The organism is Burkholderia paludis (assembly GCF_000732615.1).
Taxonomy (GTDB): Bacteria; Pseudomonadota; Gammaproteobacteria; order Burkholderiales; family Burkholderiaceae; genus Burkholderia; species Burkholderia paludis.
In genome coordinates this window covers 1-24,605 of record NZ_JPGL01000073.1, presented here as the reverse complement: position 1 = coordinate 24,605, position 24,605 = coordinate 1, and the positions used below count along the sequence as shown (strand labels likewise).

Here is a 24,605-nt window from a genome sequence, read left to right as displayed (position 1 = left end):
CGTGCGATCCCATATCGTGAAAGATAGATGCCTAGTCCATGGTTCGAGGGGTCATCTTTCGTTACATTGTTCTCAGTCTCGGTTGGCGAGTTGGACGGACAATGCAGGCGAATTCACCGGGCGTCATCGCGGGTCATGACATATGAATTGTTGTGAATGCATAATTCATTGAATAGAGGGTTCGAAGTGCAAAAAGTTGGAATTGTAGGTGCCGGTTTTACTGGAGCAGTTATCGCGTACAAACTGGCACGTGCCGGTTATCAGGTCGATGTATTCGATAGCCGCTCGCATCTCGCTGGCAATTGCCACTCCGATCGCGATCCGGAAACCGGCGTGATGGTTCACACTTACGGACCGCATATTTTTCATACGAGCCAGGAGCACGTGTGGAAATTCGTCAACGAATTTGATGAGTTCATGCCGTTTGTCAATCGCGTCAAGGCGGTTGTGAAGGGGCGTGTGTTCACGTTGCCGATCAATCTTCTGACGATCAATCAGTTTTTCGGCAAGGCCATGTCGCCGAACGAGGCGAAGGCGTTCCTTGAATCTATCGGCGACAAATCGATCGTCGATCCGAAGAATTTCGAGGAGCAGGCACTGCGCTTTGTCGGTCGTGACCTCTACGAGGCATTTTTCCTCGGCTACACGACCAAGCAGTGGGGCATGCATCCGACCGAATTGCAAGCCAGCATCCTGAAACGTCTGCCGGTGCGTTTCAATTATGACGATAATTACTACAACAGCAAATATCAGGGTATGCCGAAGAATGGCTATACCTATATTGTCGAAAAGCTCGTCGACCATCCGAACATCAAGGTTCACCTGAACCAGCGGTTCGACCGCAAGGAAGCGGGTGGTTACGATCACGTCTTTTATAGCGGTCCGGTTGACGGCTGGTTCGGTTTCCAGGACGGACGTCTCGGGTATCGAACGCTGGACTTCGAAGCATCACGTCACGACGGCGACTATCAGGGCAATGCGGTGATCAACTATTGCGATGTCGATGTGCCGTGGACGCGCATTTCCGAACACAAGCATTTCGCCCCTTGGGAGACCCACGAGCGGACGCTGATCTTCAAGGAGCACAGCCGCTATTGCGGCGCGGACGACGTCCCGTACTATCCGATTCGTCTTGCAAAGGAAAAGACGATGCTGGCCCATTACGTGGGGCTGGCCAGGAACGAGCGTAACGTGAGCTTCGTCGGCCGTCTTGGTACGTATCGCTATCTCGATATGCACGTGACGATCCAGGAAGCCCTGGACGCTGCCGACGGGTTCCTCGCTGCGCGTGCGGCCGGTTCGAGCGTGCCGCAGTTCTTCGTTGATCCGTTGCAATGAGAATTGCCGCTGTTGTCGTCACCCACAATCGGCCTGCGCTATTGATTGATGCGATCGATGCGCTGCGCGGGCAGACGCGGATGATTGACGCGCTGATTGTGGTGGATAATGCCAGCGGCGAAGAAACGGTCGACGTGCTGAAGCAGGCTCAGGGGATCCACGTGCTCAGGCTCGACGAGAACCTTGGCGGCGCAGGCGGTTTCGCGGCCGGCGTGCACCGCGCGCTGGAGTTGGGCGCGGACTGGATTCTGTTGCTCGACGACGATGCGATCGCAACACCATCGTTGGTCGAGCAACTGCTCGGACCGTTGGGACAGCTTGCTCACGAAAAGGTGGGCGCGATCTGTTCGACGGTTCTTGAGTTCGGCCGGGTTGCGCTGATGCATCGGCGCCGGTTTGACCCAGCCACGCTGAAGGAGCCCGTTGTTGATGAAGCCGAGTATCGTGAATCGCCAGTACGCATTGACTGCGGATCGTTCGTCGGTTTTCTCGTCAGCGCAGCGGCAGTGAGGGCTGTCGGTTTGCCGAACGCATCGTTCTTTCTTGCCTATGACGATACCGAGTATTCGCTGCGTCTTGGCCGGGCAGGTTGGTCGATCTGGCTTGCACCCGGGGCGGTAATCGATCATCGGCGGCCTGCCGGCGGCCGGTTGCGCAGCGGGCCGTATGGTGTGAAGCATTATTACAACCTGCGCAACCAGCTCGCGGTGTTTCGCCATTACGGCACGGCCCCGAAATGGCGCCTGGTCAAGCCGCTCGCGATGCACGGATTTGTCGCGGTAAAGGACGGGCGCATCAGTTCGCTGCGCCGCTGGTTGAAAGCGTGGCGCGACAGCTGGAAGGTCAGAATTTGAAAGTGCTGCATATTGCGGCTTGGCAGCGTCGTCTCGATTTCGAGTCGAGCAGTGCCTGTGGATCCGGATGGCCTCTGAAATGGCTCAAGTGACGAGATGTCGATGATTCGAATCAAGGCCTCATGGCTATCGCTGTGCGCGTTTGTCTTCGACCTCAGCGCGGTTGCCGCGGCGTGGCTGGGTGCTTACATGGTGCGCTTCAACGGCAGCGTGCCGCCCGATTTTCTGCAGGGTGCGATCCACGCGCTTGCGTGGGTGTTGCCGTTGCACGCAATCATTTTCAGGCTCGGGGGGCTGTATCGCGGCATGTGGGTGTTCGCGAGCCTGCCGGATCTGGTTCGCATCGCGAAAGCCCTCGGTGCGGCTGTGGTTCTTATCATGGCCGGAGCCGTGTTGCTTCAACCGGCTCCCGTTATTCCGCGCTCGGTTCTGTTTCTGTTCCCGTTGTTTCTGTTTCTGATGATGGGCGGCGCACGTGCGGCTTACCGCACGGCGAAGGAGTTCTACCAGTACGGCGGCCTCGTCGCGCAGGGAAAGCCGGTTTTGTTGCTCGGCGCAGGAAATGCCGGAGCAAGTCTCGCACGTGAACTGAAGCGGTCGCCGGAGTGGCGACTGGTCGGGTTGCTGGATGACGACCCCGTCAAGAGCGGGCGTGAAATCTACGGTTACAAGGTCCTTGGAACGGTCGCGGACATGTCGGCAATCGCCATGGCGATGAAGGTCGAGAATGTGATCATCGCAATGCCGTCAGCGTCGATCGAAACGCATCGTCGCATTGCCACCCTGTGTGTCCGGGCGGGCGTGAAGGCCATGGTGTTGCCCGCTCTCACCCCTGTCACGCAGGGGCAGGGGTTTCTTTCGCGTGTGCGCCACATCGATCTCGAGGACTTGCTGGGGCGGGATCCCATCCGGATCGACACGCCACATGTCGAAGCGCTGTTGCGGGATCGTGTTGTGATGGTCACGGGGGCCGGCGGTTCGATTGGATCGGAGTTGTGCCGGCAAATTGTTCGTTTCGCGCCAGCGCAGCTTGTCGCATTCGATCTGTCTGAATATGCGATGTATCGCTTGACGGAGGAACTGCGCGAGCACTGGCCAGGGCTACCTGTCATATCGATCGTCGGTGATGTGAAAGATTCGCTTCTGTTGGATCAAGTATTCTCGCGCTATACGCCTCACATCGTGTTTCACGCCGCGGCATACAAGCATGTGCCTCTGATGGAAGAGCACAATGCATGGCAGGCCGTGCGCAACAATGTGCTCGGCACGTACCGGGTGGCGCGCACGGCAATACGCTATGGGGTCAAGCATTTTGTGCTGATTTCGACAGACAAGGCGGTCAACCCGACCAACGTAATGGGCGCGAGCAAGCGACTTGCCGAAATGGTTTGCCAGTCGCTTCAGCAGACGAGCGAGCGCACGCAGTTCGAGACTGTGCGTTTCGGCAACGTGCTCGGCAGTGCCGGTAGCGTGATCCCGAAATTCCAGCAGCAGATCTCGAAGGGCGGACCCGTTACGGTTACCCACCCGGAGATCACGCGCTTTTTCATGACGATTCCGGAAGCTGCACAGCTCGTGTTGCAGGCTTCCAGCATGGGGCTCGGCGGCGAGATATTCATTCTCGATATGGGCGATCCGGTTCGTATTGTCGACCTTGCGCGAGATCTGATTCGTTTATATGGCTTCACCGAAGATCAGATTCGTATCGAGTTCACGGGATTGCGCCCCGGCGAGAAGCTTTATGAAGAGCTGCTCGCGTGCGATGAAACGACGACGCGTACGCCGCACCCGAAACTTCGGATCGCGGCAGCTCGCGAGGTGCGTGAAGGGCTACCTGACGAGCTGTTGCCCTGGCTGATGCAATATCGCGTATTGAGCGACGAGGAAGTACGGCGCGATCTTCGGCAATGGGTGGCGGAGTATCAGCCGGTCAATGTGCCGCCGTTGCAGGCGGTGAGTCGGCCCGCTGCGTAATTGCATTCCATCGTTTTATGGGCAACCCGCCGTATCTTCAAAGGGTCGGCGCCCAACCGATGTTTTGATTGTGAAACGAGTTTGCGATGTGTAGCAACTCATCCGACGATGCATGCAGAAGGCATTCTGCATCGGGTATCGCGGCATCTTGAATCGCTTTCCACCATGCCTGTTTCTCGTCCGGAGGGGCGGCGTGCACGGAGAAGGCGGGAATGCCGAACAACGTGAGAGCGTGCACGGTCAGACTCGAGTAAATCGACACGATTGCCGATATTTTTTCCCGATTATTTACGATGACCGATTCGACCAGAGGTGCATCGGTTTCGATCAGTCGCACACCTGCGCGTGCCAATTCCGATGTCCCGAAAGTATCTCCGAGAGATACCCGGGGATGGGGGTGCAACCAAACGTCAACGCCGGCATTGATCATCGCCTGAGCGATCGGCACGTAGGCCGACAGGGCTGCGAGCGGATCTCCCGTATGATCCGGCGGTGCGCCAGTGGCAAGGATCAGAATGTTTCGCGGATTTTCGAATATCGGGACGCGGTACGATGCATTATTTCGAATGAATATCTCTCGAAATATCGCTCCGGAGACGGGGGGCGTAATTACCGATGAGTTTCTCAGTAGGGACGGAGACAGTGCGTAAAATAAGGTGTCTTGGAGATTTTTAGTTTCCCGCAAAACTTGAAGGTAGCTTGTGATTCCCTCTTCGAAGTAGTGGTGTTTTTTTGCGTGGAAATTCTCTTCTATGAACCCGGTCATTTCGATGAACGGCGAAAATATCGAATCGAATTCTATTTCCGAGAATGGCAGTTTTGAATCATTGTTGTGATTGTAATATTCCGAGTGGGGTATGCATTTGACGTCGATCCAGGAATCGTTCGCCTGATATGCCCATTGAATATTGTCGCTTTCTGATTGGCGATCGATTGGGACGAGGAGGTAGTCGTCATAGCAGGCATCGCCTTGCAGTGCAATCGTCGCGGCAATGGCAGTTGAAAAGAAACCGGTTGAAATAAAAAGCCGCTTGGGGCGGAAGTTTTCGATTGAATTCGTGAGCTTGCCGCCGAGTGTATCAAGGCCGATGGATTGAGCCTTCAATGATTCGGTTACTTGGCCCTGGTATTCGATTAATTGCTGTTTCAGCGAGGCTACTTCATCACGAAGTATCGAGGAATGATGCTGGCGACGCACAAGCGATGCGATTGCACTTTTGAAATATTGCCCGATCCGCGGCTTGTGCGGTTGTTGCATGCTACGCCCTCTTCATTCATGAATTTTTATTCTATTGTAAGGGATCGGGCGGCTAGTGCAAGACACAAAACAATACAAAACGTTACAGGGCACAAGCTTGCGCCCTGTATCGTCATTGGCCGTCTCGCTTATTTATTAATAGAGCGGACGAAAGTTTCTTTTTCCGAAGAAAGGCCTCGGGCCAGTTTGTAAATGTCCTCATTTTCGAGGAGAAGCAGATTCGAAAAAATATCGCGAGCTGCCTGGGCGCGATATTTGGTTTTCAGATCATTTTCCAGCAGGCTGTCGACCCAGAAGTGGGTGCTGATCTGTATTTGTTTGAAGAGTCTTTCCACGGAAAGAGTACCTAGCGCGGATGCGCGCTCGTGTAGCGCCTTGAATATATCGAAATGGACAAACAGCCTTTCGTCCTTGAATCCGACGGTTTGCCCCGGGCGCTCGAGTCTGTAGTGGTACATATGACCGCTGGTGGCGACAGTATGTGGACGGCAAAACAGTACCTCGGCATTGAACAGCAGGTCGTCGAATCGTTTGATGTCCGTGTGAAATCGCACTCCGTGGACATCCAGAAAATTTTTGCGGAAAATCTTGCGCCAGATCGTCGGTGCATGAAGTACGACTTCGTCAGGGTCGACGCGATAACAGTCGAACAGTGCCCGTTTGGCCGAGCCGAAATGCTCCTCGACGTTGTGGCTGGTGCCGCTGGCGCTGTATTCTTCGACGTAGCCACACAGAGATACATCGGCGCCAGTATCGATTGCTGCGCCGACGAGTTTCTCGAACATGCCCGGCGTAATCCAGTCGTCTCCGTCGACAAACCCGATATAGGTGCCACGTGCCTCGTCGAGTCCGCGTTGACGAGCGGCCGCACATCCGCCATTGACTTGGGAAATCAAACGGATATTGGAGTATTTTTCAGCGTAAGCGGCTGCAATTGCAGCTGTATCATCTTTAGACCCGTCGTCAACAACCAGGACCTCGGAAGTGATGCCGCTAATCGCTCCTAGCGAATCGAGGCATTGCGGCAGGTAGGCGGAAATGTTGTATGCAGGGACGATGATGCTGACATCGACGGTTTGCGTTTCATTCCAATGAATGACATTCCAGCGTTCAACGCTATAGAGCCGAAACGAGCGTACCAGCGGTTTGAGCAGCTGATAGAGTTGCCTGGCCGGAAGTCGGTGCTCTTCGAAGCCACCGATTAGTGTGTCGATCCTGGCGGAGCGGGACAGTTTTTCGACGGTTTCGAGACTGAAGAAGGCCCAGTCGATGTATGCGGCAATTGTGTCGCATTGCCATGCGGCGACCACGTTCGCAAAATCGTCCAGCCGGTCCAGGCAGACGATCCTGGCGTTGGATTCCTGTGCTATGAGCGCTTTGAGTTCATTGCGCTTTTCTTCGACCGGGTGGTAGACGATCGCGCGACGCCCCAGGTCCGATGCCACAAACTGGAACGCACGCAGCGCGCTGTCGTTTGATATGTGAAACAGCGTGTCTGCACGGCTTGCATAAAGCAAACCTTCCGCGTGATTTGATGCGGCAATCGATGCGCTGGCATGTTGGATTTCATCCATGTTCACATCAGAGGCCAGCCAGCCGGTACGCTCGGTGTCGGCAATCCCGCTGGGGAGAAAATCTGAAATGGCAAGTCTTGTCATGGTGAATTCCTCTACTACTTGAAGCGGCGCATCAGGCTCGCCACCGCGATTTTTGCGCGCCGGCGCATGGCTAATTGAGCATGTTCCCTTCTGCCGGTGTCGAGGTAAAAGCGGAACGATGTCCGTGCATCGGTTTCTTTCGAAAGATAGAGGGAAAGTTCCCGTGCTTTCTTGTTGCAGATCAGCCAGAGTTTGTACGACCGATCATCATTCCGGGAGTTTGCGTCAAGTACTTCGTTGAGCCATGCGCTCGGGAAGAGCTTGAACGCATCGGACAATTCGCTTACGAAGCGTTCTCGCACCGGATGTGCAACGCTTGTGATGCACCAGAAGGCGAAGTCAATCAGGTGTGAGACAATTTTTGCACCAGCGGCGCTCGGAAGGCTGGTAATATCGGAGTCCGATGCAACTGCCTTTATGATGCGAACGAAATCGAGGCGCTTCTCGTCGTTTCGGCTGGTAATTTGCCCTGGACGATTGATGCGATAGAAATAGGCGGGCGCAGAGGTCAGCAGGATTTTCGATGCAATCGCTATGGCACGGAAGTGATTCGGAACATCCTCGTAAATCAGTCCCATCGGGAAGGGGCCGATACGGTTGCGCAGGAAGTCGGACCGGTAGACGCGATTGCATGAAGACGCTTCGAAATGAGCGAGTTGAGGACAATCCTGGATATTCGTGAGAACGAAAGGGTCGCCACCCAGTGCCGAATCGAAAGCGGCTTTGTCGTTAAACGGTGCAAATTCGCCCGATCGCTGGTTGTACACCAACGATCGTAGCCATGCAAAATCGCCGCCGTGGCGATCGAGCAGGCGTACGGCGTTCGCGAAGGCACGCGCGTCGACCCAGTCGTCGCTGTCAATCAGGCTGATATAGCGGCCACGCGCGAGCTGAATACCGGTGTTGCGGGCGGCACTGAGTCCACCGGCTCGATACGCGTCGTAATTCTGGGTGGAGTCGATGACGAGCTGGAGACTCGGATGGCGCGCACAAACTTCGCTCACCTTCTCCATTGTGCGGTCCGTCGATCGATCGTCAATCACGATCAATTCGTAGCTGATGCCAACGTCGCGAATCAGGCTGGTCAGGCATTCCTCTATAAAGGACTCAACGTTGTAGGCTGGAATAATGTAAGACAGATCAATCACGGATTCATTTCTCCGGCTACGCCGCCTTTGGCGTAATGAAGGTAAGCTTGGCACCAACGGCAGAGGCGCAAGCGAAACCGGCTCTCGCTACGAGCAATGGAACACGCGCTGTGTAGTAGGACTGAGCGAACCTGCGCAACGCAGCGAGTAACAGAGGGGGCTGAGAGGGGCGTATTTGCACTCTAGTCCCCGGATTATACAGGAGTGTTGTACATCGTCAGAATGCAGGCCGGTGGCCTGGATGCTGGTCAGCGTGTCGACGAATGGTGCCGCGCCTTCCTCACCACCATCCACCTCGGCGCCCTGAACCGCACGATGCTGAGATACAGCCACACATAGGTCAGCGCGAACAGCACGACGAACACGAACAGATGCACCGTGTGCCGCCAGAACAGCGTCGCGGGTATCACCGCGACGAGGCACAGCAGCCACAGGTACGGCGACGTCAGCGAATTGCGGCGCGTCAGGTCGTGCGCGTGCTTCGTGCCGACGGCCCAGCGCATCAGCCGCTTGTACACGAGCATGTGCAGGTGCACGCCGTCCGGAATGCCGGGCGACATGCCGCGGATGAATTTCTTCCGGTAGATCGAGAAGCACGTCTCGAAGATCGGATACATGAACAGCAGCACCGGGTACCACGCGGACACCTCGCGGTTGCGCATCACGAGCAGGATCGCGAGTTCCGCGAGCATGAAGCCGATGAAATACGCGCCGCCGTCGCCGAGGAAGATCAGCCCGGCCGGGAAGTTCCACAGGAAGAAGCCGAGCACGGCGCCCATCATGATGATCGATGCGGACATGACGACCGGGTCGCCGACCTGGAACGCCACGTAGGCGAGCGACGCGAACATCATGAAGCTGACCATCGACGCGAGGCCGTTGAAGCCGTCGATGATGTTGATCGCGTTCGCGAGCGCCGCGACCGCGAGCACGGTGACGAACGCCGAAATGGCCACGTAGCTGAGCAGGAAATCGAGCGGCGGCACGCTGATGCGCGTGACCGCGATGTGCATCAGCCAGAACGCGAGCGCGGCCGCACCCATCGTGCAGAGCAGCCGCGCGCGCGGCGACACGCGCTTGGTCAGGTCCTCGACGAGGCCGGACAGGAATGCCGGCAGACCGCACGCGGCGATGCCGAGGATGCTGCCGGCGATCGTCGGGTAGCGCCCGAGCAGGATCAGTGCCGACGCGACGACGCCCGCGAGGATCCCGATGCCCCCGACCCGCGGCACGGGCCGCACGTGGAATTTCTGCACGCCGGCCAGATCGCTGTCGACCGAGAATTTCTCGTGAAGGTGCGCATAGCGCACGATGAACAGCGTGACGAGCAGGGAGACGATGAAGCCGGACGCAAAGCTGAGCATGGGATCGCTCTGAAAATGGACAGCGGATTATACAAAACCGCGCGGGTTCCCCTCCTGCCAGCGCCAGTGATCCGCACACATTTCCTCGATGCCGAGCGTCGCGCGCCAGCCGATGATGTCGGCCGCGGCCTGCGGATTCGCATAGCACTCGGCGATGTCGCCCGGGCGGCGCGCGACGAGCTCGTACGGCACCGGGCGGCCCGACGCCTTCTCGAACGCGCGCACGACTTCCAGCACGCTGTAGCCCTGGCCCGTGCCGAGGTTCACGACGAAACTCGCGTCGCGCTTCGCCAGCGCGTCGAGCGCGGCGATGTGCCCCTTCGCGAGATCGACGACGTGGATGTAGTCACGCACGCCCGTGCCGTCCGGCGTCGGGTAGTCGGAGCCGAACACGCGCAGCTTTTCCAGCTTGCCGACCGCGACCTGCGCGACATACGGCATCAGGTTGTTCGGGATCCCGGCCGGATCCTCGCCGATCAGCCCGCTCGCGTGTGCGCCGACCGGGTTGAAGTAGCGCAGCGTTGCGATCCGCCATGACGGATCCGACACCTCGAGATCGCGCAGGATCTGTTCGGCGATCAGCTTCGACTGGCCGTACGGATTCGTCGCGGACAGCGGGAACGATTCGTCGATCGGCGAGCGTTCGGGCACGCCGTACACGGTCGCGGACGAGCTGAACACGAACTGCTTGACGTTGCGCTCGCGCATCACCTTGAGCACGGCGAGCAGGCCGCCGATGTTGTTCTGGTAGTACTCGAGCGGCTTCGCGACCGATTCGCCGACGGCCTTGAGCGCCGCGAAATGAATCGTGCCGGTGATCGGGTGCGCGTCGAACACCTTCGCGAGCGCGGCTTCGTCGCACACGTCGATCGGGTGGAACGCGGGCGCCTTGCCCGTGATCTGCTCGATGCGTCGCAGGGATTCGGCCTTGCTGTTGACGAGGTTGTCGACGATCACGACGTCGTAGCCGTTGTCGAGCAGCTCGACGCTCGTATGCGAGCCGATATAGCCCGCTCCGCCGGTGACGAGGATGGTGCCTTTCGCGGTCATTACTGATGCGCTCCTTCAGAGGGTGATACCGGTTAGCGAATGGATGGTATGCCGGTAGCGTTCGACAACCTGCTGCTCGTCGAATTCCGCCGCGACCTTCTGCCGGCCGCGCGCGCCCATCGCGTCGCGTCCGGCCGTTCCGAGTTCGATCATGCGATTCAGTTGCTCCGCGAGGCTCGCGCTGTCGCGCACGCGGCACAGGAAACCCGTTTCGCCGTCGGCGACGACGTCGCGGCAGCCCGGCACGTCGGTCGCGACGATCGGGCGGCCCATCGCCGACGCTTCCATCAGCGTGCGCGGTACGCCTTCGCGGTACGACGGCAGCACGACGCAGTCGGCCGCCGCGATATGCGGGCGCACGTCGTGCGCCTCGCCGAGATACTCGACGATGCCTTCGCCGACCCACGCGTCGACATCCGCACGGCCGATCGCGCTCGGATTGTCGACGCCGAGCGGCCCGAGCAGCTGGAAACGCGCGAGCGGAAAGCGCTTGCGCACGACGCGCGCGGCCTCCACGTATTCTAGTACGCCCTTGTCCCACAGCAGCCGGCCGATCAGGATGAAGACGGGCGCGTCGCCCGCGGGCAGCGGCACGGGCGCGAACTGTTCGAGATCGACGCCTTCGCCGTGCAGCAGCCGCGCGCGGTCGGGATGCGCGAGCAGGCGCTCCTCGGTGAAGGTCTCGAGATCGTCGCGGTTCAGGAACCACACTTCACGCGGGAAGCGGAACGCGAACCGGTACAGGCGCTTCGCGACGCTCGCCGCGCGGCTTTTCTGGATGAAGACGTAGCCGAGGCCTGTCGTCACCGCGATCGACGGCACGCGGGCGAGCCATGCGGCGACCGAGCCGTAGATGTTCGGCTTGATCGTGTAATGGAACACGAGATCGGGTTCGAGCGCGCGGTAGTGGCGCACCAGCGCGGCAAGCGTGCCGAGATCCTCGCGCGGGCTCGTGCCTTTCGATGCGACCGAGAGCGCCACGTAGCGGCAGCCCATCTGCTCCAGCAGGGGGACGGTGCGGTCGTGCGGCGCGATCACGACGACCTCGGCGCCGCGCGCGACGAGCGTGCGGATCAGCCCGTGGCGATACGTGTAGATCGCCCAGGCCGTGTTGCAGACGAGCGCGATGCGCAGCGGGGAGGTGGCGGCCATGAAGAAAAGAAAAAATAAAGCGTCGTAATTGCCGGGCAGGCGTCAGGCGGACGGCCGCGCGGAGAACAGCGTCCGCTTGATCCGCTGCAGCGTGCGATACGGCGTCACGAAATGCAGCAGGTTCTTGGCGAGGCCGGCCCAGTCGTACGGGTTCAACGCGTTGAAGTGGCTCAGCAGCAGCGTCAGGGTGGATATCAGCTGGCGCCGCCGCTTGGTTGCGCTGATCCCGCCCTCGTTGAGCTCGTAATACAGGCCGAGCTCGGGCAGGTTCGCGCAATCGTAGCGTTGCATGAGCCGCAAGAAAAGATCGAGATCCTCGGCCGCGCGGTATTTCTCACGATAGTTGCCGACTTCGCGCACGGCGTCGATGCGCAACATGACCGACGGGTGCACGAGCGGCGAGCGCAGGAAGCGCGTGCGGCGCAGCGTGCGCGGATCGGCGGGCGGCATCAGCATGAAGCGCGGCTCGCCGGCGCGCGATACGACCTGCGTCCACATGCCGACGCAGGCCACGCGCGGGTGGGCGTCGAGATACACGCGCTGCTTCGCGAGGCGCCGCGGCGCGGCGAGATCGCCCGCGTCGATGCGCGCCGCGTAGCGGAAGCCACGCGCCGCGAGCGAGTCGATGCCGGCCGCGAGCGCGCGCTCGATGCCGCCGTTCTGCGGCATGCGCAGCAGCTCGATCGAGAGGCCCGGCAGGTCGGGCGCGACGATCGGCGGCGTGCTGCCGTCGTCGACGATCAGCACATGCACGGGCGCGTCCTCGCGCAGCGACGCGAGCGTCCGGACGACGTCGTCGTGCCCGTTGTAGGCCGGCATCAGTACGGCCACGTCGTCGAGCGCGGGCGGGCAATCAGGGGACGTCATGGTCGCAGCTTGAAGCGGATGTAGTAAAAATTCACGGCGGCGGCGGCCAGGTAGCCGGCCGCCAGCCCGACGAGCGCGCCGTACAGGCCGAGCCTCGGGATCGCGAACAGGTTGACGAGCGCGGCGATCGCGAGCGCCAGCAGCCATTTCGACAGCAAGACGAATTTTGCTTGATATTTGAGCACGATAAGATTGCCTATCGCCTCGATGCCGGCCGGGACGGACAGCCAGACGGCCCAGCGGAAGATGTCGACCGATGCCTCGTAGCCGCGGCCGAAGACCTTGCCGACGATCAGCGGGGCGGCGGCGTCGAGCACGAGCGCGCCGGCGGTCATCAGGCAGGCCGTCATCGCGATCAGCCGGACGATGTTGCGGCGCAGCCGCGCGACGTCCTGCACGCGGTAGACGAAGGCGGGCGCGATCGTCTGCGCGAGCATCAGCGCGAGCGTGATCCAGTTCTCGTTGAGCTGCTGCGCGGCCGAGTAGCGGCCGAGATCGGCGAACGACACGTGACGCTCGAGCATCAGGCGGTCGAGCTTCAGGAACAGGTACATGCAGATGAGGCCGAGCCAGAACACGGTGCCGGCCGTTGCAAAGTGCCGGAACAGCGGCCTGTCGAAGGTCCAGCCGAGCGTACCGCCGTGGCGCTGCCGGTAATACAGCAGCAGCGCGAAGCCGATCGCGGCGGCTTCCAGCGCCCACAGCCACGCGAAGCTCGCGGGGCCGGCGGCCGCGCGGACCAGCAGCCAGACCAGCAGCGCCTTCGCCAGCGCGGTGACCATGCTGGTGACGAGCTGCGGCTTGCTGTAGGTCATGCTCTGCAGCCACGCGTTGACCACGCCGACGAACGGCTCGCGGAACACCATCGTGACCGCCAGGCCCGCGAGCATCGCGCCGACCAGCGGATCGAAGGCGCCCGCGGCGATCGCGATCCAGGTCGCGACGAGCGCGGCGGCCGAGACGGCGATGCGCAGCGCGAACGCGCTGCCGAGCACCGCGCCGAGCTGGGCGGGCGGCCGCTGGACGATGGTCGGAACGAGGATTTCCGCGCCGCACACCCAGGTGAGGGGCGCCAGCACCAGGAGGAGCGTATTCGCATACTGCCACTTGCCGAACACGTCGGGCCCGAAATAACGGGCCAGAAGACCGCTGATCGCGATCGCGACGCCGATCTGCGTGAGCCGTTCGAGCCCCAGCCAGACGAGGTTCGCGACCGCCTTCGCGACATCGGGGTTGCCGAAGCGCTTCAGCATGCGCGGCGGCGGCGGCGCGCGCGCGAGGCGGCCGGCAGGACGCCCGGAGGCTGCGGATTGGCGGCGGCGGGACGGCTAGGCATTAAAATGGGCGGGATGCGCGTCATCGAAACCCGCGATTATATAAGTGGGATCGGGTCTGCGTCCGCCATTGCGCAGCGGCAGCGTCGCTCCGTGCCCGGCCACCATGTATCATGCGCGGCACCGGCGAGCGGCGGCCCGGCAAGCCAGACAATTTTCCATGCACGCAACTGAGAGAAGAGAATCGATGATCTCCCAATCCATCTTCAAGGCATATGACATTCGTGGCGTGGTCGGCAAGACACTCGACGTCGATACGGCGCGCGGGATCGGCCAGGCATTCGGCAGCGAAGTGCGTGCGCAGGGCGGCGATGCGGTCGTCGTCGCGCGCGACGGTCGCCTGTCCGGGCCGGAACTCGTCGGCGCGCTTGCCGACGGCCTGCGTGCGGCGGGCGTCGACGTCGTCGACGTCGGCATGGTGCCCACGCCGGTCGGCTATTTCGCGGCGAACGTCCCGCTGGCGCTGAAGGCCGGCGAGCGCCGCGTCGATTCGTGCATCGTCGTCACGGGCAGCCACAACCCGCCCGACTACAACGGCTTCAAGATGGTGCTGCGCGGCGCGGCGATCTACGGCGAGCAGATCCAGGCGCTGTACCGCCGCATCGTCGACGGGCGCTTCGAGACGGGCAGCGGCTCGTACGAGCAGATCGACGTGGCCGATCAGTACATCGCGCGCATCGTCGGCGACATCAAGCCGGCTCGTCCGATGAAGCTCGTCGTCGACGCCGGCAACGGCGTCGCCGGCCCGCTCGCGACGCGCCTGTTCAAGGCGCTCGGCTGCGAACTGGTCGAGCGCTTCACCGACATCGACGGCACGTTCCCGAACCATCACCCCGATCCCGCACACCCGGAAAACCTGCAGGACGTGATCCAGGCGCTGAAGGACACCGACGCCGAGATCGGCTTCGCGTTCGACGGCGACGGCGACCGCCTCGGCGTCGTCACGAAGGACGGCAAGATCATCTATCCGGACCGCCAGCTGATGCTGTTCGCGGAAGAAGTGCTGTCGCGCAACCCGGGCGCGCAGATCATCTACGACGTGAAGTGCACGCGCAATCTTGCGCAATGGGTGAAGTCGAAGGGCGGCGAGCCGCTGATGTGGAAGACGGGCCACTCGCTCGTGAAGGCGAAGCTGCGCGAGACCGGTGCGCCGCTCGCCGGCGAAATGAGCGGCCACGTGTTCTTCAAGGATCGCTGGTACGGCTTCGACGACGGCCTCTATACGGGCGCGCGCCTGCTCGAGATCCTCGCGAAGACGGCCGATCCGAGCGCGCTGCTCAACGGCCTGCCGGACGCGATGAGCACGCCCGAGCTGCAGCTCTGGCTCGACGAAGGCGAGAACTTCCGCCTGATCGAGAAGCTGCAGAAGGAGGCCAAGTTCGACGGCGCCGATGAAGTCGTGACGATCGACGGGCTGCGCGTCGAATACGCGGACGGCTTTGGCCTCGCGCGTTCGTCGAACACGACGCCGGTCGTCGTGATGCGTTTCGAAGCCGAGACGCAGGAAGGGCTCGAGCGCATCCAGGCGGACTTCCGCCGCGTGCTGACGGCGGCCAAGCCGGACGTCAAGCTGCCGTTCTGAGCATCGGCGGCCTGCGGGCCGCCACCGGCGCGACGTCGAAGCGTCGCGCCACCCCCGGGAAGCGGCGCGCGCGAAAGCGTGCGGCCGCTTTTTCGTCTTCGGCGCACGTGCCCCCGACCGGACGATGCCTGCCCGTGGCGGGCCGCCGAAAGCCCGTTGTGAGCGGGAACAGGCCCCTGGTGCGCCGGGCGCGATAAAATCGCTCCTTTATGCCTGTCGCCGGCTGCCAGCCGGCGTTTTTTCAGCGTGCAAAAGATCCTGATCGTGCGCGTGTCGTCGCTGGGCGACGTCGTGCACAACATGCCGGTGATCGCCGATATCCGGCGCCGCCACCCCGATGCGCAGATCGACTGGCTCGTCGAGGAAAGCTTCGTCGACCTCGTGCGGCTCGTCGACGGCGTGCGCGACGTGCTGCCGTTCTCGCTGCGCCGCTGGCGCAAGAAGCCGTTCTCGGGCGCCACGTGGCGCGAAATCCGTGCATTCCGCCGGCGTCTCGCGGCCGAGCAGTACGACCTCGTGATCGACTGCCAGGGCCTCATCAAGACGGCCTGGGTCGCGAGCTGGGCGCGCGGCCCGCTCGTCGGGCTCGGCAACCGCACCGACGGCGCCGGCTACGAATGGCCGGTGCGTTTCTTCTACCGCAAGCGCGTGCCGATCGCGCCGCGCACGCACGTCGTCGAGCGGTCGCGGCAACTCGTCGCGGCGGCGCTGGGCGATCCGGCGCCGACGCCGGCCGACCCGGTCGATTTCGGCCTCGACACGCGCGCGGCGGCGAGCGCGGTGGCCGCGCTCGGCCTGAACCTGCCGGTGCCGTACGTGGTGTTCGTCCACGCGACGTCGCGCGCCGACAAGCAGTGGCCGGACGCCGCATGGATCGAACTCGGCCAGGCGCTGGTGCGGCGCGGCGCGTCGCTCGTGCTGCCGTGGGGCAACGACGCGGAGCGCGCGACCAGCGAGCGGCTCGCCCAGGCGTTCGGCGAGGCGGCGATCGTGCCGCCGAAGCTGTCGCTGCCGGCCGTGGTCGGGCTGGTCGAAGGCGCGGCCGCCACCGTCGGGGTTGATACAGGTCTGGTTCACATCGCGGCCGCGCTGAAGCGTCCGACGGTCGAACTGTACAATTTCGCGACGGCCTGGCGGACCGGCGGCTACTGGTCGCCGAACGTCGTCAATCTCGGCACCGCGGGGCAACCTCCGTCGATCGCGCAGGTGAAGTCGGCACTCGCGGGCTTCGGCCTCCTGTAACGCCTGTCAATGACGCGAACCGATCATGAGTGAATCCCAGATCATCGAAGTCTCGTCCGCCGACTGGAGCGGACACAACCTGTCTGCGCCGCGCGAGCAGCTGCTGGCCGCCGTCGAGGAGGGCAAGGTGCTGTATTTCCCGCACCTGCGCTTCGCGATCGAAGGCGGCGAGGAAGCGCTGCTCGATCCGGCGCTGGCCGATCCGAAACGCAAGAACATCAGTCTCGCGCCGAACGGCGGCGCGCTGGCCGGCGTGCTCGGCGACAGCGTCACGCAGTCGGCCGTGCGCGCGCTGGTCGCGCGCTTCCAGCAACAGGCCGGCACGCTCGTCGACGGCCTCTTTCCCGAATACCACGGCAAGCTGCGCGTCGCGCCGACCAGCCTGCGGCTGATGCAGGTCGAGACGCGCCAGACGTCGTGGCGCAAGGACGACAGCCGGCTGCACGTCGACGCGTTCCCGTCGCGGCCGAATTACGGCGAGCGCATCCTGCGCGTGTTCACGAACGTGAACCCGGCCGGCGTGCCGCGCGTGTGGCGCGTCGGCGAGCCGTTCGAGGACGTCGCGAAGCGCTTCCTGCCGCGCATCAGGCCGCAACTGCCGGGCGCCGCATGGCTGCTGAACCTGCTGCACGTGACGAAGTCGCCGCGCAGCGCGTACGACCACCTGATGCTGAACCTGCACGACGGCATGAAGGCGGATCTCGACTACCAGAAGACGAGCCCGCAGGAGACGATGCCGTTTCCGCCGGGCTGCGTGTGGATATGTTTCTCGGATCAGACTTCGCACGCTGTGATGTCGGGGCAGTTCATGCTCGAGCAGACGTTCTTCCTGCCGGTCGATGCGATGGTGCGCCGCGAATGCGCGCCGCTCGGCATTCTCGAGCGCCTGCAGGGCAGGGCGCTGGTTTGAGCGCGCACCTTCCCCGCTGCAACACGAGGGGCGCTGCATGCTGAGGGCGATCTATCGCGCGCTGTGGTGGCTCGTCGCGCCCGTCGCCGTCATCCGGCTCTATGTGCGCTCGCGCAAGGAGCGCGGCTATCGCGAACACATCGGCGAACGCTTCGGCCGCGTGGCGGGCCGCTCGCGGGACGACCGGGCGCCGCTGATCTGGGTGCACGCGGTATCGGTCGGCGAAACGCGCGCGGCGCAGCCGCTGATCGACGCGCTGATGCACGCGCGTCCCGATGCGCGGATCCTGCTCACGCACATGACGCCGAGCGGCCGTGCGACCGGCGAACAGATCTTCGGCGATCGCGTGCTGCGCTGCTACCTGCCGTACGACATGCCGGGCGCGGTGCGGCGCTTCCTGCGCGCCTGGCGGCCGACGCTCGGCCTCGTGATGGAAACCGAGGTGTGGCCGACGCTGATCGACGAGTGCCGCCGCGCAGACGTGCCGCTGGTGCTGACCAATGCGCGGATGTCCGCTCGTTCGTTCCGGCGCGCGGCGAAGTTCGGCGCGGCGGCGCACGACGTGTTCGGCGGCTTCTCGCGCGTGCTCGCGCAGAGCCCGGCCGACGCGGAGCGGCTGACGTCGCTCGGCGCGCGCAACGTGGCCGTGCTCGGCAACCTGAAATTCGACATGACGACGCCGCCTGAACTCGCGGCGCGCGGCCATGCGTGGCGCGACGCGATCGGCGCGCGGCCCGTGTGGGTCGCCGCGAGCACGCGCGAGAACGAGGAGGCGCTGGTGCTGCAGGCGTTCGCGGCGATGCGCACGCCGGGCGCGCTGCTGGTGCTCGTGCCCCGTCATCCGCAGCGTTTCGCCGAGGTCGAGGCGCTCGTCGAGCGCGGCGGGCTCAAGTGCGTGCGCCGCTCCGCATGGGCGGCCGGCACGGCCGCGCCCGCGGCGGGCCGGCCGGCGGCCGCGCCGCTGCCGGACGACGTCACGGTGCTGCTCGGCGATTCGATGGGTGAACTCGGCGCGTATTACGCGGCGGCCGACGTCGCGTTCATCGGCGGCAGCCTGCTGCCGCTCGGCGGCCAGAACCTGATCGAAGCGTGCGCGGTCGGTGTGCCGGTGCTGATCGGGCCGCACGTTTTCAACTTCACGCAGGCGACCGTCGACGCGGTCGCGGCCGGCGCGGCGCTGCAGGTGGCGGATCCGCTCGATCTCGCGCACGTGCTCGACGCGCTGTTCGCCGACAAGGCGCGGCGCACTGCGATGGGCGCGGCCGGCTCGGCCTTCGCGTCGCGCCATCGCGGCGCGACCGCGCGCACGGTCGACGTGCTCACGGCGCTGCTGCCGCCCGCCGAGCGCGACGCGCGCACGCCGCGGGACGCGCAGGACACGTCCGACGACTAGACGGCGGGAGGCGGCGCGATGCCGCCCGGGCAGGCGTGGCGGCGGCATGCCGCCGCGTCGCTCAGACCGTCAGCAAGCCCTTCTTCTCGATGAACGCGACCACGTCCGCGACGCCGTCGAGCGCCTTCAGGTTCGTCATCACGTAAGGCCGCTCGCCGCGCATCTTCTTCGTATCGGCAGCCATCACGTCGAGGTTCGCGCCGACCAGCGGCGCGAGATCGGTCTTGTTGATCACGAGCAGGTCCGACTTCGTGATGCCGGGGCCGCCCTTGCGCGGAATCTTCTCGCCGCCGGCGACGTCGATCACGTAGATCGTGAGATCCGACAGCTCGGGGCTGAAGGTCGCCGCGAGATTGTCGCCGCCGGATTCGATGAACACGATGTCGGCGTCGGGGAAGCGCGACAGCATCCGGTCGACGGCCTCGAGATTGATCGACGCATCCTCGCGGATCGCCGTGTGCGGGCAGCCGCCCGTCTCGACGCCCATGATGCGTTCCTCGGGGAGCGCGCCCGCGACCGTCAGCAGCCGCTGGTCTTCCTTCGTATAGATGTCGTTGGTGATCGCGACGAGGTCGTAGCGGTCGCGCATCGCCTTGCACAGCATTTCGAGCAGCGTGGTCTTGCCGGAGCCGACGGGGCCGCCGATGCCGACGCGCAGCGGCGGCAGCTTCTTCGTACGGCGGGCGGAGGAGGGAGCGAGTGTGTTCATGGCGGAGCGCGTCGGGTTCAGGAGCGGAACAACCGCGAATACTGGGTTTCGTGCCGGGCCGACAGGATGCCGAGCTGCGGCGCGAACGTGTTGACGGCGTCGGGCGGCGTCGCGAGCGCGCGGCGCACGGCCGCGTCGATCGCGCCGCGCAGCGCGACGATGATGCGTTGCCCGGCGAGCTGACCGAGCGGCACGGCCTTCAGCGCGGCGGACGTCTGGTTCTCGACCCAGCCGAACGCGTATGCGGCGAGCACGGCGTCGGCGCTCGCCGCGTGCGCGGCGGCCGCATAGGCGAACGCGGTGGGCAGCGCGACCGGCGACATCGCCGCGAGCGTCGCGCGGCGCGCGGCATCGCCCCATTCGAGCGACGCGCAGAGCTGCGCGAGCGACCAGCCCATCTGTTCGGTCTCGCGGCGCAGTTCGGCCGATTCGCGGCTCGCGACGAACCACGCGTTCGCCGTGGCCAGCGCCGGCGCGTCGTGCGCGTGCCAGCGCGCGAGCTGGTGCGCGAGGAACGGCAGCTCGCCGTGCGCGAGCACGTCGCTCAGGCCGCTCGCGATCCAGTCGCGCGCGGTATCCGCGTCGTGGATCAGGTTCGCGTCGAGCGCCGCTTCGAGCCCCTGCGAATAGCTGAACGCGCCGATCGGCAGCGCCGGCGACGCGAGGTGCAGCAGCGCGACGAGTTCAGTGGTGGTCATGGCCGTGGCCGTGCGCGCAACCGGGACCATGCTGGTGGTCGTGGTCGTGGTCGTGGTCGTGGTCGTGCGAGTGCGAGTGCGAGTGGCCGTGGTGTTCGCCGAATACCTGTTGCGCAAGCGCGTAATCCTCGGCGAACGTCGCATCGTGCCCGTGCTTGTGGCCGCCGCCGTACGCGCCGGCTTCCGGCTGGAACGGCGCGAGCGTTTCCTCGACCTGCGTGCCGAGCCGGCGCAGCATGTCCGCGAGCACCGGATCGGCTTCGAGCTTCAGGTAACCGGCGCCGATCTCGACCGGGGTGTGACGGTTGCCGAGGTGGTACGCGGCGCGCATCAGCGTGAGCGGATCGGCCGCCTGCACGCGCAGCACGGTCTCGGGCGCCGCGGCCACGCGCACGAGCGCGCCGTCGTCGGCGACGAGCACGTCGCCGTCGCGCAGGATCGTGCCGCGCGGCAGCAGGACCGCGACATCCTCGCCGGTGTCGAGCGTCGCAGCGAGGCGGCTCTTGCAGCGGGCGTCGTAGGCGAGCGTGAGGGTCGGCGCGCGCGCGACGAGCGACGCGGCGAGTTTCACGTTCGGGGCAATGCGTTTGTCGAGGGTGCGCATGAATCGGGGACCGGAAATCAGAACAGGAAATAGCGCTGCGCCATCGGCAGCACCGTGGCCGGCTCGCAGGTGAGCAACTGGCCGTCGGCGATCACGTCGTAGGTCTCGGGATCGACGCTGATCGACGGGCGCCACGCGTTGTGGATCATGTCGGCCTTCGTCACGGTGCGGCAGTTGCGCACGGGCACGATCCGCTTCGCGAGGCCGTAGCGTTCCGCGATGCCCGCGTCGGCGGCCATCTGCGACACGAAGGTCAGCGACGTGCGCGCGAGCGCGCCGCCGCGCGTCGCGAACATCTCGCGGTAGTGGACCGGCTGCGGCGTCGGGATCGATGCGTTCGGGTCGCCCATCTGCGCCATGGCGATCATCCCGCCCTTCAGGATCATCGACGGCTTGATGCCGAAGAACGCCGGCTCCCACAGCACGAGGTCGGCCCACTTGCCGGGCTCGATCGAGCCGACCTCGTGCGCGATGCCGTGCGTGAGCGCCGGGTTGATCGTGTACTTCGCGACGTAGCGCTTCGCGCGGAAGTTGTCGTGGCGCGCGCCGTCTTCCGGCAGCGCGCCGCGCTGCACCTTCATCTTGTGCGCGGTCTGCCAGGTGCGGATGATCACTTCGCCGACGCGGCCCATCGCCTGCGAATCGGACGACAGCATCGACAGCGCGCCGAGATCGTGCAGGATATCCTCGGCCGCGATCGTCTCGCGGCGGATCCGCGATTCGGCAAAGGCGAGATCCTCCGCGATCGACGGATCGAGGTGATGGCACACCATCAGCATGTCGAGATGCTCGTCGAGCGTGTTGATCGTGTACGGGCGCGTCGGGTTGGTCGAGGACGGCAGCACGTTCGACTCGCCGCACACCTTCAGGATGTCGGGCGCATGCCCGCCGCCCGCGCCTTCGGTGTGGTACGTGTGGATCGTGCGGCCCTTGAACGCGGCGACCGTCGATTCGACGAAACCGCCTTCGTTCAGCGTGTCGGTGTGGATCGCGACCTGCGTGTCGGTGTCGTCGGCAACCGACAGGCAGTTGTCGATCGCGGCGGGCGTCGTGCCCCAGTCCTCATGCAGCTTCAGCCCGATCGCGCCGGCCGCGATCTGCTCGACCAGCGGCTCGGGCAGGCTCGCGTTGCCCTTGCCGAGGAAGCCGAGGTTGATCGGCCAGCCGTCGGCGGCCTGCAGCATCCGCTCCATGTGCCACGGGCCCGGCGTGCAGGTCGTCGCGTTGGTGCCGGTGGCCGGCCCCGTGCCGCCGCCGAGCATCGTCGTGACGCCCGATGCGAGCGCCTCGTCGATCTGCTGCGGGCTGATGAAGTGGATGTGCGTGTCGATGCCGCCGGCCGTCACGATCAGCCCTTCGCCGGCGATCACTTCGGTCGCGGCGCCGATCGGAATCGTCACGCCCGGCTGGATGTCGGGGTTGCCGGCCTTGCCGATCGCGGCGATGCGGCCGTGCTTGATCGCGATGTCGGCCTTCACGATGCCCCAGTGATCGAGGATCACCGCGTTCGTGACGATCGTGTCGGGCACGTCGGCGGCCACGCGTTGCGACTGGCCCATGCCGTCGCGGATCACTTTCCCGCCGCCGAATTTCACCTCCTCGCCGTAGGTCGTGAAGTCGCGTTCGATCTCGATCAGCAGTTCGGTGTCGGCCAGCCGGACGCGGTCGCCCGTCGTCGGCCCGAACATTTCCGCGTAAGCGCGGCGGCTCAAGCGCAGTGTCATGGGGTGCTGTTCCTGAAGACTGAAGGGCAGGGCAGGGCAGGCGCTTAGAGCGGCCCCATCACCTTGCCCTGAAAACCGTAGACGGCGCGTGCGCCCGCGAGTGCGACCAGCTCGACGGTGCGCGTCTGGCCCGGCTCGAAACGCACGGCCGTGCCGGCCGCGATGTTGAGCCGGAAGCCGCGCGCGGCCGCGCGATCGAACGACAGCGCATCGTTGACTTCGAAGAAGTGATAGTGCGAGCCGACCTGCACCGGGCGGTCGCCCGTGTTCGCGACGACGAGCGAGAGCGTCGCGCGGCCCGCGTTCAGTTCGTGTTCGCCGTCGTCGGTGAGGATTTCGCCCGGGATCATCGTGGCCTCACGGAATCGGGTGGTGGACGGTCACGAGCTTCGTGCCGTCGGGGAAGGTCGCCTCGACCTGGATGTCGGGAATCATTTCCGGCACGCCGTCCATCACGTCGTCGCGCGTGAGCAGCGTCGTGCCGTAATGCATCACCTCGGCAACCGTCCTGCCGTCGCGCGCGGCTTCCATCAGCGCGGCGGTGATGAAGGCGACCGCCTCCGGGTAGTTGAGCTTCAGGCCGCGCGCGCGCCGCCGTTCGGCCAGCAGCGCCGCCGTGAAGATCAGCAGCTTGTCCTTCTCTCGGGGAGTCAGTTTCATGAAGGCATGCGTTCAGGAAAACGTAATTTTTATCGGTGCGCGCGCAACCGGCGAACGCACCGACGATCGTAGCACCGTGCCGTTTGGCGTGTGTCGTGTTTCGGTTATGTAAGGAGCAAGGCGTATGCCATGTGCATGGAGCACGTGGCCCTGCGCGCCGGTGGTGCGCAGCGCACGGGCGGCGTGCGGTGCACCGCCGGCGTTGCGCCGGGACGGTGCGCGGCGCAACGCCGCTCAGGTTCGCCAGAGGCGCAGCGGCCGCGCGTCGACGCCGTGCACGATCGGTCGCAGATGCAGCCAGCAGTCGGTGAAATGACGTTGCAGCGCTTCCATCGACGTCGACAGCGCGCGCACGAGTACGACGCCGGGTGTCACGCAGGTCGCGCCCGCGCGCAGCGTGGCGTCGAACGGCATCCGTGCGGCAAGCGACTCGGCGAGTGCGGCGTCGCACGCGGCGCCGGCCGCCCACAGCGTGCCGTAGACGGGAAAGCCGGCGAGCCCTTGCCGCGCGTCGCGCAGCGCGTCGTGCGCGTCGAGCAGCGCGCGTTCGGTCCACAGCGGCCGGCCGTCGGCATCGACGAGCGCCGAGGTCGACGCGATGCGGCCCGCCGACCAGGTTTCGCCGGCGGCCTGCCGCCCGAGCTGCGTCGCGTCCCAGCCGATCGCACTCGCGCCCGCGCCGAGCGTCACCCTGAAGTCGAGCGACGCGTGCGCCGCGTCGAAGAACAGGTTGTTCTGCGGCAGCCAGTCGAGCTTCGCGTGCGCGCCGACCGCGATGCCGATACGCTGCGTCGCATCGAGGCCGTTCGACTTGTACCACTTGGTCGCGCCGGGCGTCGTCAGCACCGCGTGCGTGTTGTCGCCGAGCACGACGTCGATGTCGAGCCGGTCGCCGCCCGCGACGCCGCCCGGCGGGTGGACGATCACCGCGTGGCAGATCGCGTCGCCTTCCGGATACAGCGGCCGCTGCACGCGCAGCGGGCCGTCGTGCAGCCGGTGCGCGAGCGTCGTGCGCGCGCCGTGCCGCCGGAAGCCCAGCTCGAGGCGGCCGCGCCACGATTTGGCGACGGCGGGGCGGGACAGCGG

22 protein-coding genes are annotated in these 24,605 nt (G+C 64.4%); 7 read left to right on the top strand and 15 right to left on the bottom strand.

Features of this window, described 5'->3' with window-relative positions; genetic code table 11:
- The first annotated feature begins 156 nt into the window (after nucleotides 1-156).
- The 3 genes from glf to GQ56_RS0133195 all read left to right on the top strand — a co-directional run bounded on the left by glf (nucleotide 157) and on the right by GQ56_RS0133195 (nucleotide 4,166).
- Nucleotides 157-1,338 (top strand): UDP-galactopyranose mutase, encoded by a 1,182-nt coding sequence (glf, locus tag GQ56_RS0133205; protein ID WP_174923248.1) that lies wholly within the window; start codon nucleotides 157-159, stop codon nucleotides 1,336-1,338.
- Nucleotides 1,335-2,192 (top strand): glycosyltransferase, encoded by an 858-nt coding sequence (locus GQ56_RS0133200; protein ID WP_031402757.1) that lies wholly within the window; start codon nucleotides 1,335-1,337, stop codon nucleotides 2,190-2,192. Before glf ends, GQ56_RS0133200 begins: the two co-directional genes overlap by 4 nt.
- A gap of 102 nt (nucleotides 2,193-2,294) precedes the next feature.
- Nucleotides 2,295-4,166 (top strand): polysaccharide biosynthesis protein, encoded by a 1,872-nt coding sequence (locus tag GQ56_RS0133195; RefSeq protein ID WP_031402756.1) that lies wholly within the window; start codon nucleotides 2,295-2,297, stop codon nucleotides 4,164-4,166.
- A 37-nt stretch (nucleotides 4,167-4,203) separates the two neighbouring features.
- Here GQ56_RS0133195 and GQ56_RS45020 read toward each other — a convergent pair whose 3' ends face one another.
- The 8 genes from GQ56_RS45020 to GQ56_RS0133160 form a co-directional block, all read right to left on the bottom strand.
- Entirely contained in the window at nucleotides 4,204-5,424 is a 1,221-nt protein-coding gene (locus GQ56_RS45020; protein ID WP_152601935.1) for a polysialyltransferase family glycosyltransferase, read from the bottom strand.
- 128 nt (nucleotides 5,425-5,552) lie between these two features.
- Nucleotides 5,553-7,082 (bottom strand): glycosyltransferase family 2 protein, encoded by a 1,530-nt coding sequence (locus GQ56_RS40275; protein WP_031402755.1) that lies wholly within the window; start codon nucleotides 7,080-7,082, stop codon nucleotides 5,553-5,555.
- A 14-nt stretch (nucleotides 7,083-7,096) separates the two neighbouring features.
- On the bottom strand, nucleotides 7,097-8,230 hold the full coding sequence (locus GQ56_RS0133185; protein WP_031402754.1) for a glycosyltransferase family 2 protein: 1,134 nt from the start codon (nucleotides 8,228-8,230) through the stop codon (nucleotides 7,097-7,099).
- Between the two features lie 248 nt (nucleotides 8,231-8,478).
- Nucleotides 8,479-9,594 (bottom strand): MraY family glycosyltransferase, encoded by a 1,116-nt coding sequence (locus tag GQ56_RS0133180; RefSeq protein ID WP_031402753.1) that lies wholly within the window; start codon nucleotides 9,592-9,594, stop codon nucleotides 8,479-8,481.
- A 27-nt stretch (nucleotides 9,595-9,621) separates the two neighbouring features.
- Nucleotides 9,622-10,644, bottom strand: a complete 1,023-nt coding sequence (galE, locus tag GQ56_RS0133175) for a UDP-glucose 4-epimerase GalE (RefSeq protein ID WP_031402752.1) — start codon at nucleotides 10,642-10,644, stop codon at nucleotides 9,622-9,624.
- Nucleotides 10,645-10,659: 15 nt separating this feature from the next.
- Complete coding sequence (locus GQ56_RS0133170) at nucleotides 10,660-11,796, bottom strand: glycosyltransferase family 4 protein (protein ID WP_031402751.1); 1,137 nt, start codon at nucleotides 11,794-11,796, stop codon at nucleotides 10,660-10,662.
- 42 nt (nucleotides 11,797-11,838) lie between these two features.
- Nucleotides 11,839-12,663 (bottom strand): glycosyltransferase, encoded by an 825-nt coding sequence (locus tag GQ56_RS0133165; RefSeq protein ID WP_031402750.1) that lies wholly within the window; start codon nucleotides 12,661-12,663, stop codon nucleotides 11,839-11,841.
- Complete coding sequence (locus tag GQ56_RS0133160) at nucleotides 12,660-13,916, bottom strand: lipopolysaccharide biosynthesis protein (protein ID WP_031402749.1); 1,257 nt, start codon at nucleotides 13,914-13,916, stop codon at nucleotides 12,660-12,662. Before GQ56_RS0133160 ends, GQ56_RS0133165 begins: the two co-directional genes overlap by 4 nt.
- Before the next feature lie 268 nt (nucleotides 13,917-14,184).
- Between GQ56_RS0133160 and GQ56_RS0133155 the strand changes: the two genes are divergently transcribed.
- From GQ56_RS0133155 to waaA, 4 genes are all read left to right on the top strand, one after another.
- Nucleotides 14,185-15,579: a phosphomannomutase/phosphoglucomutase gene (locus tag GQ56_RS0133155; protein ID WP_031402748.1), complete on the top strand. Its 1,395-nt coding sequence runs from the start codon at nucleotides 14,185-14,187 to the stop codon at nucleotides 15,577-15,579.
- Between the two features lie 246 nt (nucleotides 15,580-15,825).
- The gene (waaC, locus tag GQ56_RS0133150) at nucleotides 15,826-16,821 is read left to right on the top strand and encodes a lipopolysaccharide heptosyltransferase I (RefSeq protein WP_031402747.1); all 996 of its coding nucleotides are present in this window, start codon (nucleotides 15,826-15,828) and stop codon (nucleotides 16,819-16,821) included.
- 25 nt (nucleotides 16,822-16,846) lie between these two features.
- The gene (locus GQ56_RS0133145) at nucleotides 16,847-17,731 is read left to right on the top strand and encodes a Kdo hydroxylase family protein (RefSeq protein WP_031402746.1); all 885 of its coding nucleotides are present in this window, start codon (nucleotides 16,847-16,849) and stop codon (nucleotides 17,729-17,731) included.
- 37 nt (nucleotides 17,732-17,768) lie between these two features.
- A complete protein-coding gene (gene waaA / locus GQ56_RS0133140; protein WP_031402745.1) occupies nucleotides 17,769-19,124 on the top strand; it encodes a lipid IV(A) 3-deoxy-D-manno-octulosonic acid transferase in 1,356 nt (451 codons plus the stop codon).
- 61 nt (nucleotides 19,125-19,185) lie between these two features.
- Here the strand turns inward: waaA and ureG are convergent, their stop codons facing one another.
- From ureG to GQ56_RS0133105, 7 genes are all read right to left on the bottom strand, one after another.
- The gene (ureG, locus tag GQ56_RS0133135; protein ID WP_031402744.1) at nucleotides 19,186-19,833 is read right to left on the bottom strand and encodes an urease accessory protein UreG; all 648 of its coding nucleotides are present in this window, start codon (nucleotides 19,831-19,833) and stop codon (nucleotides 19,186-19,188) included.
- A gap of 17 nt (nucleotides 19,834-19,850) precedes the next feature.
- Nucleotides 19,851-20,531, bottom strand: a complete 681-nt coding sequence (locus tag GQ56_RS0133130) for an urease accessory protein UreF (protein WP_031402743.1) — start codon at nucleotides 20,529-20,531, stop codon at nucleotides 19,851-19,853.
- Nucleotides 20,518-21,135 (bottom strand): urease accessory protein UreE, encoded by a 618-nt coding sequence (ureE, locus tag GQ56_RS0133125; protein ID WP_031402742.1) that lies wholly within the window; start codon nucleotides 21,133-21,135, stop codon nucleotides 20,518-20,520. The genes GQ56_RS0133130 and ureE overlap by 14 nt, the downstream gene beginning before the upstream one ends.
- A 17-nt stretch (nucleotides 21,136-21,152) precedes the next feature.
- Nucleotides 21,153-22,859, bottom strand: coding sequence for an urease subunit alpha (gene ureC / locus GQ56_RS0133120; RefSeq protein ID WP_031402741.1), 1,707 nt, complete (start codon nucleotides 22,857-22,859; stop codon nucleotides 21,153-21,155).
- Between the two features lie 44 nt (nucleotides 22,860-22,903).
- Nucleotides 22,904-23,209, bottom strand: a complete 306-nt coding sequence (locus GQ56_RS0133115) for an urease subunit beta (protein WP_031402740.1) — start codon at nucleotides 23,207-23,209, stop codon at nucleotides 22,904-22,906.
- Nucleotides 23,210-23,216: 7 nt separating this feature from the next.
- Entirely contained in the window at nucleotides 23,217-23,519 is a 303-nt protein-coding gene (locus GQ56_RS0133110) for an urease subunit gamma (protein ID WP_006491064.1), read from the bottom strand.
- 234 nt (nucleotides 23,520-23,753) lie between these two features.
- Nucleotides 23,754-24,602 carry an urease accessory protein UreD gene (locus tag GQ56_RS0133105; RefSeq protein WP_063962883.1) on the bottom strand — a complete coding sequence of 283 codons (849 nt, stop codon included), beginning with the start codon at nucleotides 24,600-24,602 and terminating at the stop codon, nucleotides 23,754-23,756.
- Nucleotides 24,603-24,605: the final 3 nt, after the last annotated feature.

Coding starts and splice junctions, on each gene's coding strand:
- glf (WP_174923248.1), top strand. CDS start 157: ATGCATAATTCATTGAATAGAGGGTTCGAAGTGCAAAAAGTTGGAATT.
- GQ56_RS0133200 (WP_031402757.1), top strand. CDS start 1,335: ATGAGAATTGCCGCTGTTGTCGTCACCCACAATCGGCCTGCGCTATTG.
- GQ56_RS0133195 (WP_031402756.1), top strand. CDS start 2,295: ATGATTCGAATCAAGGCCTCATGGCTATCGCTGTGCGCGTTTGTCTTC.
- GQ56_RS45020 (WP_152601935.1), bottom strand. CDS start 5,424: ATGCAACAACCGCACAAGCCGCGGATCGGGCAATATTTCAAAAGTGCA.
- GQ56_RS40275 (WP_031402755.1), bottom strand. CDS start 7,082: ATGACAAGACTTGCCATTTCAGATTTTCTCCCCAGCGGGATTGCCGAC.
- GQ56_RS0133180 (WP_031402753.1), bottom strand. CDS start 9,594: ATGCTCAGCTTTGCGTCCGGCTTCATCGTCTCCCTGCTCGTCACGCTG.
- galE (WP_031402752.1), bottom strand. CDS start 10,644: ATGACCGCGAAAGGCACCATCCTCGTCACCGGCGGAGCGGGCTATATC.
- GQ56_RS0133170 (WP_031402751.1), bottom strand. CDS start 11,796: ATGGCCGCCACCTCCCCGCTGCGCATCGCGCTCGTCTGCAACACGGCC.
- GQ56_RS0133165 (WP_031402750.1), bottom strand. CDS start 12,663: ATGACGTCCCCTGATTGCCCGCCCGCGCTCGACGACGTGGCCGTACTG.
- GQ56_RS0133160 (WP_031402749.1), bottom strand. CDS start 13,916: ATGCTGAAGCGCTTCGGCAACCCCGATGTCGCGAAGGCGGTCGCGAAC.
- GQ56_RS0133155 (WP_031402748.1), top strand. CDS start 14,185: ATGATCTCCCAATCCATCTTCAAGGCATATGACATTCGTGGCGTGGTC.
- GQ56_RS0133145 (WP_031402746.1), top strand. CDS start 16,847: ATGAGTGAATCCCAGATCATCGAAGTCTCGTCCGCCGACTGGAGCGGA.
- waaA (WP_031402745.1), top strand. CDS start 17,769: ATGCTGAGGGCGATCTATCGCGCGCTGTGGTGGCTCGTCGCGCCCGTC.
- ureG (WP_031402744.1), bottom strand. CDS start 19,833: ATGAACACACTCGCTCCCTCCTCCGCCCGCCGTACGAAGAAGCTGCCG.
- GQ56_RS0133130 (WP_031402743.1), bottom strand. CDS start 20,531: ATGACCACCACTGAACTCGTCGCGCTGCTGCACCTCGCGTCGCCGGCG.
- ureE (WP_031402742.1), bottom strand. CDS start 21,135: ATGCGCACCCTCGACAAACGCATTGCCCCGAACGTGAAACTCGCCGCG.
- ureC (WP_031402741.1), bottom strand. CDS start 22,859: ATGACACTGCGCTTGAGCCGCCGCGCTTACGCGGAAATGTTCGGGCCG.
- GQ56_RS0133115 (WP_031402740.1), bottom strand. CDS start 23,209: ATGATCCCGGGCGAAATCCTCACCGACGACGGCGAACACGAACTGAAC.
- GQ56_RS0133110 (WP_006491064.1), bottom strand. CDS start 23,519: ATGAAACTGACTCCCCGAGAGAAGGACAAGCTGCTGATCTTCACGGCG.